Origin of the sequence: Nocardia colli (assembly GCF_008704205.1) — a bacterium.
In the GTDB taxonomy this organism is placed as follows: domain Bacteria; phylum Actinomycetota; class Actinomycetes; order Mycobacteriales; family Mycobacteriaceae; genus Nocardia; species Nocardia colli.
In genome coordinates this window covers 200,628-216,817 of the sequence record NZ_VXLC01000015.1, presented here as the reverse complement: position 1 = coordinate 216,817, position 16,190 = coordinate 200,628, and the positions used below count along the sequence as shown (strand labels likewise).

Here is a 16,190-nt window from a genome sequence, read left to right as displayed (position 1 = left end):
CTCACGGCTGGGCGAACGCGGTCCACCGGTTGCCGAACGGGTCGGTGAACTGTCCGATGATCAGGCCGGTCGCGTCGGAGAACGGGTCCATAAGCCGTTGTCCGCCTGCGTGTTCGACGCGGGTGAGCAGGTCGGCGACGTCGGTGACGAGCAGCCCCGGTATCGCGTAGTCGGCCGGATTCGGCAGGGCGGTGACGTCCATCGTCCCGCCGATCGGCGCCTCGGCGCCGCCCGCGTGCACGCTGTAGTAGACCGCCCCTTCGGCAGCCTCGTCGCGTGCGTAGGTCCAGCCGAAAGCGTGTTCATAGAATGTCCGGGTGGCCTCGAAATCCGTTGTGCCGATTTCGAACCACGCCGTCCCGTTCGGCACCGGGGCCGGCCGCGCCTGCTCGCGCGCAGCGGGTTCGAACAGTCCGATTTTGTTCCCCTGCACATCGGTGATCACCGCATGCAGATCGCCCGCGGCGGTCCGCGCGGGATCCTCGAAAACCTTGGCGCCCAATGTTTCCAGGCGCGGAATCGTCGCGCCGATGTCGTCGCATACGACACTGATCCACAGCGCGTCCTCGCTGCCGCGGCGCAATGCGCCCATGCTCGCCGACGCGCCGGGTGCGGTGATCGTGTAATAACCGGGGCCGAACGAGGTGAATTGCCAGTCGAATATCCCCTGGTAGAACTGCTTACCGAGGTCGGGATCGGTGGCGGCGATTTCGAACCACCCCACGGTTGTCGGGTGTGTACCCGAGGTGCTCATAACCACTCCTCCTGTATGACAGAGTACGAGTTGGTGTAGCACTAATTACTGTAAACTAGTTTCCGACGGGAAATCAAGTCCACGACCGGGTGAGGAGAGACCAGTGCCTGTCGACGAAAACGACCACAGCCAGGTACTCGACTGGCAGGACGGGATAGAGAACGCGCTGGCCCACCTGACCTGTGTGCTGGTGGCGCGCCGCACCCGGACGACCCCCGAGCGGGTGACCTGGCAGCAGTACGACGTGCTCGAAATGCTGCGTCTGCGTGGGCCGATGACGCCGTCGGCGCTGAGCGACGCACTGAGCGTCTCGCGCCCGACCATGTCCAAAGCACTGCGCGTGCTGAAGGATCAGGACCTGGTGGAACAGGCGGCGCTCGGCACCGACCGGCGCGAGCAGACCACCTCGCTCACCGCGATCGGACGCGAATTCCTCGACCGCGCAGCCGAATGCAGGCGGGACAACGCCACCATCGCCGAGTCCGTGCTCACGCCGGCCGAGCAAGCAATTTTCGCCGAACTGTGCGGCAAAGTCGCCGAGGCGATCCATATGGCCGCGCAGCCCGCGCCGATTTCGCCGTAACCTGCGCTGTCATATCGCTTCAAGAGCATTTGACAGTAACTTGAGGATTCTCTGGATGTGCCGGACATAGCCGTCCGGATATGTTCGATGTAGTGGAAATCGGCCGCAGCCATCGTGCTTGCCATCGGCCGAAACCATTGCGTCGAAAGGAGTTTGCCGTGCCTGAATTCAGCGCCGGCACCATACAGTCCGCGATAGTCGGTTTCGATCCGCTCGAACGCACGTGGGTCACCGGCGAGAACGCGGGACTGTCGTTCGCTACCGCGCCCGCGCTGGAGGGTGAGCTGCTCGTCGACGAGGAGTCGCGCGCCGCGGTCGCCACCGATCTGGGCAATATCACCAACCACAAGCCCGCCGCGGTCCTGCGTCCGCGCTCGGCGGAGGACATCGCCGCGATGATCCGCTTCTGCCGCGCGCACGACGTCAGCGTGTCGACCCGGGGCGCGGCGCACACCACGCTCGGCCAGGGTCTCACCGACGGCCTGGTGATCGAGAACAAGTACCTCAACCGCATCCATTCCATCGGTAAGGATGTCGCCGAAGTCGACGCCGGAATCCTGTGGAAAGACCTGATCAACGCCGCCTACGCGCGGACACCGAAGCTGACGCCGCCGGCCGTCACCGGCTACACCTCGCTGACCGTGGGCGGCACGCTCTCGGTGGGCGGGCTCGGCGGGCTGGTCGGCGCGCTGAACACCGGGCTGCACGTCGATCACGTGCGGGAACTCGAGGTCGTCACCGGGACCGGCGCGATCGAGCGCTGCTCGCCGCAGCACAAGCCCGACCTGTTCGAGGCGGTCCTCGGCGGGCTCGGCCAATGCGGCGTCATCACCAAGGCCGTGCTCGACCTGGTGCCCGCGACCGAACGCGCCCGCTCCTACGTGCTGGAGTACACCGACAACGCGAAGTTCTTCCGCGATGTGCGCACGCTCATCGAGCGACCGGCCATCGACCACGTCTACGCCGAGCTGTACTCGCCGGATTCCGCGCCGACCCATCGGCTCTATGCGACAGTCCTTTACGATCCGGCCACCCCGCCGGACGACGCGGTCGCCACCGAGGGCCTGACCACCGAGGCGTTGATCGACGACACCACCTACCTGGATTACGCCTACAAGATCGACACTTTGGTCGACGGCATGCGCGCCGAGGTGGGCTGGGATCGGCTGGTCAAGCCGTGGTACGACGTGTGGCTGTCCGGTTCCGTGGTCGAGGAGTACGTCGGCGAGGTCCAGGCGCAGCTCAGCGCGCGCGATATCGGGCCGTTCGGGATCAGCCTGCTGTATCCGCAGCGGCGCTCGCAGCTGACCCGGCCGCTGCCGCCGGTGCCCGAGGCGAACGGCTCCGATTGGGTGTTCGTGCTCGACATCAACACGGTGGCCGAGACGCCCGGCGTCGATCCGGCGTTCATCGAGGAAATGCTGGATCGCAACGACCGCATGTTCGCCCATGCGCGCGCGGAGTACGGGGCCGTGCTCTATCCGATCGGCTCGCTGCGTTTCACTGCGCAGGACTGGCGGGCGCATTACGGCGACAAGTGGGCGGCGTTCCGGGCCGCGAAGACTCGCTACGACCCCAGCGCCATTCTCGCGCCGGGTCTCAAGATCTTTCAAGACGACTAGGGAGTTTCCCCATGCCTCCATCCAAGCCCGAGCTGACCGGGACCACCGGTGCAGTGTCCAGTACGCACTGGCTCGCCTCCGCCGCGGGCATGCGCATTCTGGCCAACGGCGGCAACGCCTTCGACGCCGCGGTCGCCGCCGGTTTCGTGCTCCAGGTCGTGGAACCACACTTCAACGGTCTCGGCGGTGACCTGTCCGTTGTCGCGCATCGCGCGAAAAGCGGTGACGTGCAGCAGATCTGCGGTCAGGGCCCGATGCCGCGCGCGGTCAGCATCGATACCTTCGCCGAGCTCGGGCTGAGCGGCATCCCCGGGTCGGGGCTGCTGCCCGCCTGCGTGCCCGGCGCGTTCGGTGGCTGGATGCGGATGCTCGCGGAGTTCGGGACCATGCATCTGGCCGAGGTGCTGCAACCGGCGATCGGCTACGCGGACAACGGTTTTCCGCTGCTGCCCGAGACCGCCCAGGCCATCCAGGTGCTCGCTCCGCTGTTCCGCGACGAGTGGACCGGGTCGGGTCAGACGTATCTGAAGGGCGGCGTCGCGCCGGCGGCGGGCAGCCGATTCCGTAATCCGGCGCTCGCCAACACCTATCAGCGGCTGATCAAGGCGGCGGAGTCCGCGTCGGCCGATCGCGAGGCGCAGATCCAGGCCGCACACGACGCCTATTACAAAGGCTTTGTGGCGGAGGAGATCTCGGAGTTCCTCGCGTCGGGTCCGATGCTGGATTCCACCGGCAGGCGGCACAGCGGACTGCTGACCGCCGACGACCTCGCCGGCTGGCAGGCCACGGTCGAGACCGCACCGAGCTACAACTACGGTGCGCACCAGGTGTTCAAGCCGGGGCCGTGGTCGCAGGGGCCGGTGTTCCTCCAGCAGATCGCTCTGTTGGACGGATTCGATCTGGCGAAGATGGGCCTGGGCAGTGCCGACTATCTGCATACCGTGACGGAGTGCACGAAGCTCGCGATGGCCGATCGTGAAGCGTGGTACGGGGATCCGGCATTCAGCGGCGTGCCCCTGGCCGGCCTGCTCAACGAGGAGTACAGCCGGGAACGGCGGGCGCTGGTCGGTCCGCGGGCCGCGCTGGAGCTGCGACCGGGTGCGCCCGGCGGTCGTACCTCGTTCATTCCAGAACGATCGGTGCCGGACTACCCGGAGGCCGAGACCGAGTGGATGTCGCAGCTGCGCAACGGATTACCGACGATCTTGCAGGAGACCACGACGAAGGGCGACACCGTCACCGTCACCGCGGTCGATCGGCACGGCAACATGGTCGCCGCGACGCCCAGCGGCGGCTGGCTGAAGAGTTCGCCGACCATCGCGAGTCTCGGCTTCTCGCTGGGCACCCGCGGTCAGTGCGGTTACCTCACCCCCGATCATCCGAACTCGCTGGCGCCCGGCAAGCGGCCGCGGACCACGCTCAGCCCGACGGTCGTGCTGCGCGACGGCCGCCCGTATGTCGCCTTCGGCACGCCGGGCGGCGACCGGCAGGACCAGTGGACGTTGCAGTTCTTCCTCAACGTCGTCGACTTCGGCCTCGACTTCCAGACCGCCACCGAAACCACCGCCTTCCATACCGATCAGGTGCCCGCGTCGTTCACCCCGCACGCGCACCGGCCCGGCGTCCTGGTCGCCGAGGAGACCTGTGATCCGGCGGTCGTCCAGCAGCTGGAACAGCGCGGCCACGAGGTGGAACTCGTCCCCGCGTACTCGCTGGGCCGGGTCTGCGCGACCGGGTTCACCGAGGACCACGAGTTCGTCCGCGCGGCCGCGAGCCCGCGCAAGCGGCACGCCTACGCCGTAGCCGAATAGCGCTGGACGACACCATCTTCGAAAGGAACAACGATGACGACCACCGAATATCGTCCGGAGATCATCGAACTCACCGATGAGCAGCAGCGCCGGGAATGGCAGGCGTTCACCCTGTCCGACCTGCCCGAGATGATCAGCGCGATGCACGTCTGCCACGCGGTGCGGGCGATCGCCGATACTCCGCTGCTGGAGCGGCTGAAGTCCGGACCGCGCAGCCCCGCCGGCGGGCTGCTGGCCGGGATAGATCCCGAGATGGGGCCCGGCTTTCTCCGGTACCTGGTCAATCGGGGCATTCTCGAGACCCGGGGCGAGGAGTTCTTCCTGACCCGGCTCGGCGAGTTCCTCACCACCGATGTCTCGCTGGCCCGCCTCGGCGTCTACGTCGACGCGTACGGGATGGTCACCAGCCGGACCGGCGATCTGCTCACCGGCAAGGCGGTGTACGGCAAGGACGTGATCCGCGACGGCGGTAAGCTCGGCGCGCACTGCGACACCCTGTTCTCCGCGTTCCACACGCCCACCCTGCTGACCGCGATGCGCGGCCGGAAGGTCGAGCGCATTCTCGACATCGGTTGCGGTGGTGGGTCATTGGTGGTGGACGCCTGCCTGCGCGACCCCTCGCTGACCGGTATCGGCCTGGATATCGATGCCGATGCCGTCGCGGTGGCCAACGAGCACGCCCGCACGTCCGGTGTCGCCGATCGAGTCAAGTTCGTCGTCGGGGACGCGTTCGCGCCTAAGACCTGGCCCAAGGAATGCTTCGAGGCCGACGGGCTGTGCATGATGAGCGCGTTGCACGAGCATTTCCGGCACGGCGAGCAGGCCGTCATCGACCTGTTGAACGAGATCTCGGCGACGTTCCCCGCGCTGAAGATCCTGCTGGTCGGCGAGCCCGAAATCCGTTACGACAGCAGGGAAAACGACGACGACTTCTTCCTCATCCATGTGCTGACCGGTCAGGGACTGCCGCGCGATCGGGCCGCCTGGTTCGACGTGTTCGAGAAGTCCGAACTGACCTGCCGCCGGATGTACACGCGACCGGAGGCCGGGCCGCGGTTGTGCTTCTACGACCTGGCCGGAAAGGACCAGCCGTGACCACGACAGAGACCTCCGGCGCGGCGGTCGAGACCGGTCTGGACCTGTTCTCGACCGAGGCCCTCCTCGATCCGGCCCCCAGCTATCAGACCTTGCGTGACCTGGGGCCGGTCGTCCGGATGACCGAACACGATCTCTACGGGCTGTTCCGGTACGACCAGGTGCGCACGGCGCTCGTGGATTGGGAAGGGTTCAGTTCCGCCCAGGGCATCGCGATGAACCCGACGGCCAACGAACTGTCCGACGGCTCGCTGCTGTCGATGGACCCGCCGCGGCACCGCGCCGTGCGCAAGGTCCTCGACGATGCGTTGCGGCCCAAGTATGTGCGCAAGGTCGCGGGCAATATCGAGCAGCTCGCCGACGAACTGGTCGGTGACCTGATGCAGCGCGAAACCTTCGACGGCGTCACCGAATTCGCGGCGAAGCTGCCGGTGGACATCGTGATGGACCTCATCGGCTTTCCGCGCGACGAACAGCGGGACAAGATTCTGGTCTGGGCGCTCGGCGCGTTCAACTACTTCGGGCCGCCCGGAGATCGTCAGCTGTCGACCTTTCCGGATGTCGAGGCGCTCATGCAGTACCTCGTCACCGATGCGACGCCGGACAAGTTGCTGCCGGACAGCTTCGGCCAAATCGTCTGGGAGGCAGCCGGTCACGGTGAGATCACCGAGAACGAAGCCTTGATGACCATGAGCGCCTACGCGTGCGCCGGGCTGGATACCACCATCGCCGGCGTGGCCAGCACCCTGTGGCTGCTGGCCGAGAATCCGGATCAGTGGGCGGCCATTCGGCAGGATCCGAAACTGATCCCCGGCGCGTTCCTGGAGGGCGTCCGGCTGGAGACGCCGATCCAGCACTTCTCCCGGGTCACGACCGAGGACCGGGAGATCGACGACGTCACGATTCCCGAGGGTGCCCGGGTCTTGGTCTCCTACGGGGCGGCCAACCGCGACGAACGCCATTATCCCGACGCCGACAGTTTCCAGGCGGATCGCAATCCGGCCGACACGGTCGGCTTCGGATTCGGCGTACACAACTGTCCCGGAAGGACTCTCGCGTCGATGGAGGCGAACGCGTTGTTCGCCGCGCTCGCCAAACGAGCGACCTCGCTGGAGCTCACCGGTGACCCCGTCCGGGAACCGAACAACATCACCCGGGGACTGGAAACACTCCCCATGCGCATCTCCTGAGAGGAGCCGCCATGAGAGCGGCACAGATTGTCGAGTACGGCGCTCCGCTGGAGTTGCGCGAAATCCCCGATCCCGCACCGGGACCCGACGGCGTCGTGCTCGAGGTGCTCGCCACCGGCATCTGCCGCAGCGACTGGCATGCGTGGATGGGTGATTGGGGGTGGATGGGCGGACAGGTCGCGTTGCCGCGCACGCTGGGGCACGAGATCGTCGGCACCGTAACCGCTGTCGGTCCCGAGGTGCGTACTGTGCGGATCGGCGACCGGGTCACCACACCGTTCCACCTGGCGTGCGGGACGTGCGCGTTCTGCCGGTCGGGGCACGCGAACGTGTGCGACAACATGCAGGTGCTCGGATTCTGGTGTGACGGTGGGTATGCCGAGTACGTTCAGATCACCAATGCCGACTTCAACTGTGTGCGGGTGCCGGACGAGCTCTCGCCGGTGGCGGCCAGCGCGATCGGGTGTCGATTCATGACCGCGTTCCATGCGGTCACCGGGCAGGGGCAGGTTCGTCCCGGCGAATGGGTTGCCATTCACGGGGTCGGCGGGGTCGGGCTGGCTGCTGTGCAGATCGCCAGTGCCGCAGGAACTTCCGTGGTCGCGGTAGATATCGATGCGGGCAAGCTCGCGCTGGCCAAGGAGCAGGGCGCGGTGCACACCGTCGATGCGAGTGTCGAGCAGGATGTGCCGGCGGTGGTCCAGGAGGTCACCGGCGGCGGTGCGCATGTCTCGATCGATGCGCTCGGCACCAGTGCGACGGTGTTGAATTCCGTCCGCTCGCTGCGTAAACGCGGTCGGCACGTACAGGTCGGGCTGACCAGTGCGGCGGATTCCGGCGAGATCGCGCTGCCGATGGATCTCATCACCATCGGTGAGTTGACCGTCGTTGGCTCGCACGGCAATCCGCACTCCAGCTATCCGGAGTTGCTCTCGCTGGTCACGTCTGGTCGGCTCACGCCGCAGACGCTGGTGCAGCGCACCGTTTCACTCGACCGTGCCGGGGAAGTCCTTTCCGCGATGAGCGATTTCACCACCAACGGCATCACCGTCATCGACCGCTTCTGACGCGGACCGGAGGACTCGTGGAGATCAGCACCGTGGGCGTTGCCGCCCGCAAGTTCCTGTCCCGGCCGCACCTGCTGTACATCGGCGGCGAATTCGCCGCCGCGGCGAGTGGCCGGACGTTCAGTACCGTCGATCCGTCTACCGGCGGGCACATTTCGGAGATCGCCCACGCGGGAGCCGAGGACGTCGCGGCCGCGGTCACCGCCGCCCGGGCCGCGCTCGACGGCCCGTGGAGCCGGCTGTCCGCCGCCGATCGCGGGCAGCTCATCGCGCGGCTGGCGGACCTCATCGAGAGCAACGGCGAGGAACTGGCCGAGCTCGAAGCGCTCGATGCGGGCAAGCCGATCACCATTACCCGCGCGCTCGACGTGCCTGCCGCGGCAGCACAATTCCGCTACTTCAGTGGCTGGCCGGCCCGGATCGAGGGCGAGACGATACCCGTCGCGGTGCCGAATACGTTGTGCTACACCAGGAAAGAACCGGTCGGGGTGTGCGCTCAGATCATTCCGTGGAACTTCTCGCTGTTGATGACGGCGTGGAAGGTCGGGGCGGCGCTGGCGGCCGGGTGCACGGTGGTGCTCAAGCCGGCCGAGCAGACGCCGTTGACCGCGTTGCGGTTTGCCGAGTTGATCGAGGAGGCCGGTTTTCCGGCGGGCACGGTCAATGTGCTGACCGGGGACGGGGAGACCGGTGCGGCGCTGGTGGATCACCCCGGTGTCGACAAGATCGTGTTCACCGGGTCCACCTCGGTGGGGCGGGAGATCGGCGCGAAGGCGGGGGCACAGCTCAAGCGGGTGACGTTGGAGCTCGGCGGGAAGAGCCCGAACATCATTCTCCCGGATGCCGACCTCGACGCCGCGATTGCCGGGAGCTACAACGGGATCTTCTTCAATACCGGTCAGGCCTGCAATGCCGCGTCTCGGTTGTTCGTGCACGAGAGCGTGTTCGACGAGGTGATCGAGGGATTGTCGGCGCGGGCGAAGAGTGCGCAGGTCGGGCCTGCGCTGGATCCGGCGACCGAATGCGGGCCGGTGGTGTCGGCGGAGCAGTATCGGCGGGTTCGTGGCTACATCGAGGACGGGGTTGCCGCCGGTGCGACGCTGACGTCGGGAGACATTCCCACGTCCTCCCCCGATGGCGGATTCTTCATTCGGCCGACGCTTTTCACCGATGTCGCGCCGGACATGCGGATCTGCCGGGAGGAGATCTTCGGACCGGTGCTGGTGGCGGCTCCGTTCGACAGCATCGATGCGGCCGTACGCCTTGCCAACGACACCGACTACGGTCTCGCGGCCGGTGTCTGGACGCAAAACCTCAGCGACGCACACACTCTCGCGGCACGCCTGCAAGCCGGCTCGGTCTACCTCAACACCTGGGCGCCCGGTGACCCGGCCGCCCCGTTCGGCGGGGTGAAGGCGTCCGGTGTGGGCCGGGAAATGGGCCGGGCCGGGCTCGACGCATACCTGGAACCGAAGACCGTGTGGGCGACGCTCGCGTGAGACGACGATAGCGAAAGGATAAGACGATGTGTGGAATCGTCGGTTGGGTAGATTTCGATCGTGATCTCACTGCCGAGCGCCGGGTTCTCCAGGAAATGGTGGACACCATGGCTTTCCGTGGACCCGATGCCGAGGGAATGTGGTTTCATCCGCATTGCGCCCTAGGGCATCGGCGGCTTTCGGTGATCGACCTCGAGGGCGGCAAACAGCCCATGGTGACGCCGGAGACATTGCCCGACGGCACGCCGCTGGCGGCGATCAGTTACAGCGGTGAGGTATACAACTTCACCGAGCTGCGGGATGAGCTCACGGCCAAGGGGCATCGCTTTTCGACCAGGAGTGACACCGAGGTCGTGCTGCGGGCTTACCTGGAGTGGGGCGCGGAATTCGTGGGACGGCTGAACGGGATGTTCGCGTTCGCGATCTGGGACAGTCGCGTCGAGGAATTGCTGCTATATCGGGATCGGCTGGGCGTCAAGCCGTTGTTCTACTATCCGAGCGCCGACGGTGTGCTGTTCGGGTCCGAGCCGAAGGCGATTCTCGCTCATCCGGCGAGCCGGGCGGTGCTCACGCTCGACGGGCTGCGCGATGTGCTGTCGTTTGTCCGGGTTCCCGGGCAGACGCCGTTACACGGCATGTACGAGGTGCGTCCCGGGCATGTTCTTCGGGTTCGCCAGGGTCGACGGACCGAGGAGAAATATTGGGAACTGGAGTCCCGGCCGCACACCGACGATATTCCCACGAGCGTCGGTAAAGTCCGAGAGTTGTTGGAAGACATCGTGGCCCGGCAATTGGTGGCCGATGTTCCGCTGTGCACGCTGTTGTCCGGCGGATTGGATTCCAGCGCGTTGACGGCTCTCGCGCAGCGCAGGCTCGAAGGCGGTCAGCGCATCCGGAGCTTCTCGGTGGATTTCGAAGGGCAGGTGGAGAACTTCGCGCCCGAGCCGTTGCGGGAGGCGCCGGATCAACCGTTCGCGCAGGAATTGGTGCGGCACGCCGGGACCGATCACCAGACCATCCTGTTGAACAACGCGGATCTGGTTTCGCCGAGCATCCGGTCGGCGGTGTCCCGGGCGTGGGATCTGCCCTTCGGTGACGGCGATCTCGGGCCGTCGCTCTATCTGCTGTTCCGCGCGGTGCGGCAGCAATCGACGGTCGCTCTTTCCGGCGAATCCGCGGATGAGGTCTTCGGCGGGTACCTGTGGTTCCACGACGAGAAGGCCGTGCAGGCCGACACTTTTCCGTGGCACGCGCTCGGCGAGCGATCGATCACCGAACAGTCGACGGCGTTCCTGAATCCCGATCTGACGGCGGCGTTGAACCTTCCGGAATACATCGCCGATCAGTACCGGACGGCGCTCCAGGAGGTTCCGCACCTGGCCGGCGAAACCGGGCACGACCGGCGAATGCGGATCGCGAGCTATCTGAATCTCACGCGGTGGCTGCCGGTGATGCTGGACCGCAAGGACCGGTTGAGTATGGCCAGCGGGATCGAGGTTCGGGTGCCGTTCTGCGATCATCGGCTGGCCGAGTATGTGTTCAACGTGCCCTGGTCGATCAAAACCTTCGACGGGCGGGAGAAAAGCCTGTTGCGCGCTGCCACCGCGGATCTGCTGCCCGAATCGATTGTGCAACGCCGTAAGGCGCCGTATCCGTCCACCCAGGATTCCGGGTATGACCGGGCGATCAAGCAGATACTCGGAAAGATTGTCGCGGAGCCCAGTTCGCCGGCGTTGCCGTTGTTCGATCTCGACGCGATCGATAAGCATCTCAACGCACCGGTGGCCAGCGCCTCATCGATGCAGGAGCGCGGGCTGTACAACGAGACGCCCATTCGCCTCGCCGAGTGGATCGACGCCTACGACGTGAGCGTCTTGGTATAATTTCCTTTTGGAAACTAGTTCTGGGTTACGCTGAGGGGAGTGGATATGTCGGATCGAGTCGGTCGGCAAGCGAACGACAGTATTACGCTGCAAGGCGTCCGCGAGAACAACCTGAAGAACGTGTCGCTGGAGATCCCCAAAGGGCGGCTGACCGTCTTCACGGGCGTATCCGGTTCCGGTAAGTCGTCGCTGGTGTTCGGCACGATCGCCGTCGAGTCGCAGCGGCAGCTCAACGAGACCTTCCCCTGGTTCATTCGCAACCGGCTGCCGAAGTACGAGCGGCCGCACGCCGAAGGCATGTCGCATCTGTCGACGGCCATCGTGGTCGATCAGCGGCAGATCGGCGGCAGTTCCCGATCGACCGTCGGCACCATGACCGAGATCAATCCCATTCTGCGCGTGTTGTTCTCGCGGCACGGCAAGCCCAGTGCGGGCGAATCGTCCATGTACTCGTTCAACGTTCCGCAGGGTATGTGTACCGAATGCGAGGGTCTCGGCCGCACCGCGCGACTCGACCTCGATTTGCTCCTCGACAAGAAGAAGTCGCTGAACGACGGGGCCATCACGTCGCCGCTGTATGCGGTCGGCGGTTACCCGTGGACGATCTACGCGGAATCCGGGCTGTTCGATCCGGACAAGCCGCTGGCGAAGTTCACGGCCGAGGAATGGGACAAGCTGCTGTACGGCGAGGGGTTCAAGGTTCGCCGCCCCGGCAAGGACGTGACGCATTCCAACGAGTACGAAGGCGTGGTCACCAAGTTCAATCGGCGTTATCTCAAGAACGGGCTCGATGCGCTGAAGGAGAAGGAACGCAAGGACGTCGAGCAGGTCGTGACGGTCAGGACCTGTGAGGTGTGCGGTGGCGGGCGGCTCAACAAGGCCGCGCTCGCGTCGAAGATCAACGGTAAGAACATCGCCGACTACGCGGCCCTGGAAGTCAGTGAACTGATCGTCGAATTGGGGCATATCGATGATCGGGTCGCCAAACCCGTTGTCGAGGCTGCGGTTACGGCGCTGACCCGGCTGGAGTCGATCGGGCTCGGGTACCTGAGTCTCGGTCGCGAGACGTCCACGCTGTCCGGCGGTGAAGGCCAGCGGTTGAAGACGATCCGGCACCTCGGCAGCAGTTTGAGCGATCTCACCTTCATCTTCGACGAGCCGAGCGTGGGGCTGCATCCGCGAGATGTACACCGGCTCAACGAACTTCTCGCCGAGTTGCGGGACAACGGCAACACGGTGCTGGTCGTGGAACACAATCCGGATGTCATGGCGGTTGCCGATCGGATCGTCGACATGGGGCCCGAAGCGGGTACGCACGGCGGCGAGATCGTGTTCGAAGGGACTTATCGGCAGCTGTTGAAGGCGAACACGCTCACCGGGCGGAGGTTGCGTGAGCAAACCGGCCTGAAGGAGCAGGTGCGCAAATCGACTGGCGCACTGGATATCCGCAAGGCATCGTTGAACAACCTGCACGACGTCTCCGTGAGCATTCCGACCGGCGTGCTCACCGCGGTGACCGGTGTGGCGGGTTCCGGTAAAAGTTCGCTCATCTCAGGGACTTTCGCGGCTCAGCACCCGGACGCGGTGATGGTGGACCAGTCGGGTATCGGGATCTCCTCTCGATCGACGCCGGCGACCTACGTGGACATCATGGACACGGTTCGTAGTTTGTTCGCGAAGGCGAATGATGCCGAGCCGGGGCTTTTCAGCTTCAACTCCACCGGCGCTTGCCCAGCGTGCAAGGGGCGCGGGGTAATCGAGACGGATCTCGCGTACATGGATCCGGTCACGGTGACCTGCGAGGTGTGCGAGGGCAGTCGGTATCGGCCCGAGGCGCTTGCGAAGACGTTGCGCGGCAAGAATATTGCCGAGGTGCTCGCGCTCACCGTCGAAGAGAGTCTGTCCTACTTCGCTGAAGAGAAGGTGACCGGGAAGCTCGCGACGCTCAGCGAGGTCGGTTTGGCCTATCTGACGCTCGGGCAACCGTTGTCGACCCTGTCGGGTGGTGAGCGGCAGCGCCTGAAACTCGCGCTCCGCCTGCAGGATACCGGCACGGTCTTCGTTTTCGACGAGCCGACTACCGGGCTGCACATGTCCGACGTCGACCGCTTGCTCGTTTTGTTCGATCGGCTGGTCGATGACGGAAACACTGTCATCGTGGTCGAACACGATCTGGAGGTCGTCAAACACGCCGACTGGGTCATCGATCTCGGACCCGACGCGGGGCGGCACGGTGGACGAATCCTCTTCGAAGGCACGCCGAAACAGCTTGCCGCCGACAAGAAGTCGGTTACCGCGCAGTACCTGCGCACCGATCTCGAACGAGCCGATCGCTGAACTTTCTAGCTCAACCAAGGGCGCGGTCGGCGAGTGCGGCGATGATCGGGGTGAGGGTTTTGGCGTAGGTGACCGTCAGGTGGTTGTCGTCGCGGTAGATGAGATTGTTGCGGGCGATGAGTGGGCAGCGAGTCGTCGTGCAGAACAGGTCGGTCAGATCGACGTACTGCGCGCCGGCCGACATTGCGGCGGCTCGTTCGGCGGCTATGCCTGCGTCGTTGACAGCGATCGGGCGGGATGGTGAGCAGGCCAGTGCGTCGTCCAGGTGATCGGACAGGCAGGTCGGCGCGGTGGTGTGCGGATCCGGAATCGGGCCGAGGACAAGGACATTCGCGCCGGTTGCGCGTAACTGCGTAGTCAGGCGGGACAGGCTGTCTATCCACGCCTGGTCGTAGGTGGTGAAACCGAAGTCGCCGCCGTATCGGCGGGACATGCTCAGCACGATCAGGCGTGGGCGCTCGGCTTGCATTCTGGACAGGACCTGGTGGCGCCACTGTACGCATTCGGCGTAGTCCCGGCCCAGGTATGGGCTGGTGATGGGTAGTTCCATCAGCGGGCAGGTGACCTTGCTCATCGTTTCCAGTCGCCAATGTCGTTGCTCGGCAACCTGTTCGAATGCGGGGCTCCACATCGCGGCGTGTGAATCGCCGACCAGGGCCACCCTGCTGGTCGAATCCGGATCACCCGCCACGCATTCGGGCTGGCCGGTATCGAGCCACGAACGCACGCAACCGTTTCCGAATACCGCAGCCTTGTCGCCGGGTGCGTCGGCAAGAGCCGGGGAGAGATTCGAGGGGACGGAATGCTGTTCGGCCGAAGCCGCGACGGCGGCCTGCACCTGCGCGGTCAGCTGCCGCACCGCCGCATCGTGCGGATCGACGGCCTCCGTCACCGCCGGCTCCGGCGCCGACATCACCGTGAGCGCCTCCGCTGCCGCCCCATGACCGACCGGGGCGGGCACGAACACGAGCAACGCCACCCCGACACCCACGGCCACCGAGGTGACCACGCCGCCACTCGCCAAACTCAGTGCGGCCGAACGCCGTAACGGTGCCGCGAACCGAACCGGGTCCTCGACGAACCACAGGGTGAGCATCGCCAGACCACCCGCCGTGACGACCGCGCCCACCGCGCCGACGGCATCGAGGCTGTGCCCGATCACCCGCGGCGCGAGCAACAGCACCGGCCAGTGCCAGAGATACCAGGAATACGACAGCCGGCCCAGCGCCTGCAACGGCTCGGCCGACAGCGCTCGCCCCACTCCCCAACGGGTCGCGGCACAGCCCGCCGCGATAACCAGCACCGCACCGAGGACCGGCAGCAACGCCGCCGTGCCGGGATACGGTGTCCGCCCGTCCAATCGGGTACAGGCGAACAGAATCAACGCCAACCCCGACCATCCGGTGACGGTCGCCAGCGATTCCGGCAATCGCCGCCACACCGGAACCGACAGCGCGACAACACCTCCGAGCGCCAATTCCCAAGCCCGGGCCGGCAAGGCGAAGAATGCCCAAGGCGGCAACGTACGCGTCCAGATGAACGAAACCGCGAACGAGGCCGCAGCAATAACCGAGAGAACAATCAAGTACGGAACAGGCGAAGGATCCGCCCTGCGCCGACGACGCACGCACCACGCGACCCCGATGATCACCGCAGGCCACAACAGATAGAACTGCTCCTCCACCCCCAACGACCAATAATGCTGAAACGGCGACGGCGGCGCATCCGCGGCCAGATAGTCCGTCCCATTCAACGCAAGCCGATAATTCCCCGCATACAACGCACTGGCAATCCCATCCCCCAGCACCGCCCGAGCCTGCAACGGCGGCAACCACACCGCAGCCCCCACCGCGGTAGCAACCAGCACAATCCCCGCCGCAGGCAACAACCGCCGAGCCCGCCCACCATAGAACCGAGCCAACCCCACCGTCCCCGTAACCGACACCTCCCGCCACAACATCCCGGTAATCAAAAACCCCGAGATCACAAAGAAAACATCAACCCCGACAAACCCACCCCCCACTCCCCACACCCCCGCATGAAAAACCACCACCGCCACCACCGCAACCGCCCGCAACCCCTGAACATCCCCCCGAAACCCAGCCCCCACCCCATCCGCCCCACCCCGCCGAACCACCATTTCCCTGGGCACAGTCCCTACCATGGGACGCATTCTTACCAACTCTCCCCAAAAAAGTCCCCCCAAACTTTCCCACTAAAGAAACACTGAACAAATCTGTAAGTCACGCTTATATATTTCGATACGACTCTCGAGGACAAGCCTATTCTTGGCCTGTACTGTTCCCTACTCCTGCTCTGAGCGACGCTGACGAACGCGTGCTGTCCGAA

General features: G+C 65.4%; 11 protein-coding genes. 9 read left to right on the top strand and 2 right to left on the bottom strand.

Features of this window, described 5'->3' with window-relative positions:
• Position 1: 1 nt before the first annotated feature.
• Positions 2-754 (bottom strand): VOC family protein, encoded by a 753-nt coding sequence (locus F3087_RS28095; protein WP_150405059.1) that lies wholly within the window; start codon positions 752-754, stop codon positions 2-4.
• A gap of 103 nt (positions 755-857) precedes the next feature.
• On the opposite strand from F3087_RS28095, the gene F3087_RS28090 reads away from it, so the two are divergent.
• The 9 genes from F3087_RS28090 to F3087_RS28050 all read left to right on the top strand — a co-directional run bounded on the left by F3087_RS28090 (position 858) and on the right by F3087_RS28050 (position 13,841).
• Positions 858-1,337, top strand: a complete 480-nt coding sequence (locus tag F3087_RS28090) for a MarR family winged helix-turn-helix transcriptional regulator (protein WP_150405058.1) — start codon at positions 858-860, stop codon at positions 1,335-1,337.
• 158 nt (positions 1,338-1,495) lie between these two features.
• A complete protein-coding gene (locus F3087_RS28085) occupies positions 1,496-2,959 on the top strand; it encodes an FAD-binding protein (protein ID WP_223885400.1) in 1,464 nt (487 codons plus the stop codon).
• An 11-nt stretch (positions 2,960-2,970) separates the two neighbouring features.
• Entirely contained in the window at positions 2,971-4,770 is a 1,800-nt protein-coding gene (locus F3087_RS28080; protein ID WP_150405056.1) for a gamma-glutamyltransferase family protein, read from the top strand.
• A 33-nt stretch (positions 4,771-4,803) separates the two neighbouring features.
• A complete protein-coding gene (locus F3087_RS28075) occupies positions 4,804-5,865 on the top strand; it encodes a methyltransferase domain-containing protein (protein ID WP_150405055.1) in 1,062 nt (353 codons plus the stop codon).
• Positions 5,862-7,055: a cytochrome P450 gene (locus F3087_RS28070; RefSeq protein ID WP_150405054.1), complete on the top strand. Its 1,194-nt coding sequence runs from the start codon at positions 5,862-5,864 to the stop codon at positions 7,053-7,055. The genes F3087_RS28075 and F3087_RS28070 overlap by 4 nt, the downstream gene beginning before the upstream one ends.
• 11 nt (positions 7,056-7,066) lie before the next feature.
• Positions 7,067-8,122, top strand: a complete 1,056-nt coding sequence (locus F3087_RS28065; RefSeq protein ID WP_150405053.1) for a zinc-dependent alcohol dehydrogenase family protein — start codon at positions 7,067-7,069, stop codon at positions 8,120-8,122.
• Positions 8,123-8,139: 17 nt separating this feature from the next.
• On the top strand, positions 8,140-9,621 hold the full coding sequence (locus F3087_RS28060; protein ID WP_150405052.1) for an aldehyde dehydrogenase family protein: 1,482 nt from the start codon (positions 8,140-8,142) through the stop codon (positions 9,619-9,621).
• A gap of 26 nt (positions 9,622-9,647) precedes the next feature.
• Positions 9,648-11,504 carry an asparagine synthase (glutamine-hydrolyzing) gene (gene asnB, locus F3087_RS28055; protein ID WP_150405051.1) on the top strand — a complete coding sequence of 619 codons (1,857 nt, stop codon included), beginning with the start codon at positions 9,648-9,650 and terminating at the stop codon, positions 11,502-11,504.
• A gap of 45 nt (positions 11,505-11,549) precedes the next feature.
• A complete protein-coding gene (locus tag F3087_RS28050) occupies positions 11,550-13,841 on the top strand; it encodes an ATP-binding cassette domain-containing protein (protein WP_150405050.1) in 2,292 nt (763 codons plus the stop codon).
• A 10-nt stretch (positions 13,842-13,851) separates the two neighbouring features.
• Here the strand turns inward: F3087_RS28050 and F3087_RS28045 are convergent, their stop codons facing one another.
• Positions 13,852-16,005, bottom strand: coding sequence for an acyltransferase family protein (locus tag F3087_RS28045; RefSeq protein ID WP_150405049.1), 2,154 nt, complete (start codon positions 16,003-16,005; stop codon positions 13,852-13,854).
• Between the last annotated feature and the right edge of the window lie 185 nt (positions 16,006-16,190).